3 protein-coding genes and 1 pseudogene are annotated in these 1,879 nt (G+C 37.6%); all 4 read right to left on the bottom strand.

Going from position 1 to position 1,879, the window contains the following annotated elements; genetic code table 11:
* The coding region (locus B5Y19_RS26345; RefSeq protein ID WP_210190126.1) for a hypothetical protein at nucleotides 1-203 on the bottom strand (203 nt) is incomplete at its 3' end.
* A 334-nt stretch (nucleotides 204-537) separates the two neighbouring features.
* Nucleotides 538-822: a type II toxin-antitoxin system YafQ family toxin gene (locus B5Y19_RS26790; RefSeq protein ID WP_079592391.1), complete on the bottom strand. Its 285-nt coding sequence runs from the start codon at nucleotides 820-822 to the stop codon at nucleotides 538-540.
* Nucleotides 819-1,070, bottom strand: a complete 252-nt coding sequence (locus B5Y19_RS25940) for a hypothetical protein (RefSeq protein WP_139384573.1) — start codon at nucleotides 1,068-1,070, stop codon at nucleotides 819-821. The genes B5Y19_RS26790 and B5Y19_RS25940 overlap by 4 nt, the downstream gene beginning before the upstream one ends.
* 65 nt (nucleotides 1,071-1,135) lie before the next feature.
* A pseudogene (locus B5Y19_RS26300) lies at nucleotides 1,136-1,879 on the bottom strand (plasmid recombination protein); the annotation flags it as partial.

The raw sequence follows: 1,879 nt of genomic DNA, 5'->3' as shown, positions 1-1,879 counted from the left end.
GAGGCCTTAAATTCGTAGTATGGCTTTAACTTCAGATCATTACTCTGAATCTGAGCAAGAACCACTGCCATCATTCTTTTGGCCACGACAGATATTTTCCCTTGCCTTGCGAAAGTAAGATTCCAGTGCTGGGTTACCACTTCCTTTAACCGCTTCTCCTCAATGATCAAAGGAAGACTGATTTGAGTTTTTCTTTTATCCATTTCGAAATTTAATAAACCTATTTATAAAAAACAAATAGGAATAGGCGGCATAAACGTAGGTTTAATATTCAATTTGACGGCATAAACGTAGGTTTAATAGCCTGCTTTGACGGCATAAACGTAGGTTTATTCAAAAAACACCTTATAGTATCAACTATTATAGTTAAACCACTATTATAGTATGTCTTCCCAACCGCACAAAAAATGGCCTTTAAAACAAAAAAAGTCGGTACAAACCGAAAAAGCTTTTGGGGAAAAAAAATGAAAAACCAAAAACAAAAAGGGAGGGAAAAAAGCTTACGCAAGATCGGGCAACGGCAACTAAAAATATAATTTAAAACAATTCAGAATGTGACCCAACTCGGTAGATTACGATTCTTTTTTCTGGTTTTTCATCCTGCCTCCAGATGATCAGTAGATCGGGTAGAGCATGACATTCCCATCTCCCTTCATAGTTACCGCTGAGCTTGTGAGGTCTGTTACTTTCAGGGATAGCCTGATGGCCACCATCGACAAGTTTGTCAATGATTGTTTTCAAGGCTTCCAATCCCCTTTTGTTACTCTTGTACCTCTTAAGATCTTTTTTAGCCTTGTTGGAGAATATTAGTTCGTAGCTCATCCGAGAATGTCGTCAAATGCTTCCTGAGCAGACTTATATTTTTTGAGGGTGTCTATTTCCTTATCCGTTTCCTCAATGGCTCTCCTGGTCTCTTCATTTGGCTCTTTGAACCCTGAAGCTTTAGCCAGTAGTGTTTCGATCAAGTTATTTACGCTCCTATTTTCTTCCTTAGCCAACTCCTCCAGGTGTTTATCCAAAGCTGTTTTAATTCTTACTGATCTTGATTTTCTTTCTGCGGTAGTGTTCATTTTGATATCATTTGTAACTTTTTGTAATACACAAATATAATCTGAAAAGTTTCCTTTTAAAATGCTTAAATCCCTAAACCTTTGTCTTTTCCCTTCTTAACCGAATTTTTTTTCTGAATATCTTCTAACGTTTTTTCTATTGATTCGCCAAACTCTTTTTGGAAAATCTCTTTCATTGCCTTTTCCCCATAAGCGGAGAAGGATAATTTACCTTTGCTTTGCAAGACAATAAAAGTGTCCTTGAACGCATTTCTACTTTCTTTAAACCTTTTCATCAAGGCATCATATTGGTTTATTCCTTCACTTTTCTGTTTGCGCTCTCGCCCAAAAGCTTCTTTCCATGATTTTACCTCTTTTTCCAAATCCCGATTATTCAAAGCTAATACTTTTATGTTTTCAGCCGTTTTTGAGGCGTCTATGAGGCCTAAAAAGTTTTTGACGATATATTTGTCGCTAAGCTTGTCAAAGTCTCTTCTAATGGCCTTAAATCGGCTCAAATCGTTTTGGATTTCTTTTAGCTCTTCCTCGTTGATTTTTTTCTGACTGGAGAGTTGTCTGGCCTGAACCTCCAGGTTGTTGATGTTTACCAGGACCTGCTCAAGCTTCTCCCACTCCTTTTCAATCTTGAATTGTATAGAACTGAGTCGTTTTTTATCAGAGCTGACACCTCTTTCCATACCCATTATTTGGGCTGTTAAGTCTTGCATCTCTATCATATCTTTTTGATTCAGCTTTAGGGACTTCCCTGTAACCTTGTCAGTCCAGTCACATACTAGGTGAGCGTGTAGATTACGTTTCCATTCCTTCTT

Origin of the sequence: Allobosea thiooxidans (genome assembly GCF_900168195.1) — a bacterium.
In the GTDB taxonomy this organism is placed as follows: domain Bacteria; phylum Pseudomonadota; class Alphaproteobacteria; order Rhizobiales; family Beijerinckiaceae; genus Allobosea; species Allobosea thiooxidans.
The sequence above is the reverse complement of the archived record's forward strand: the minus strand, read 5'-3'. Positions and strand labels throughout refer to the sequence as shown.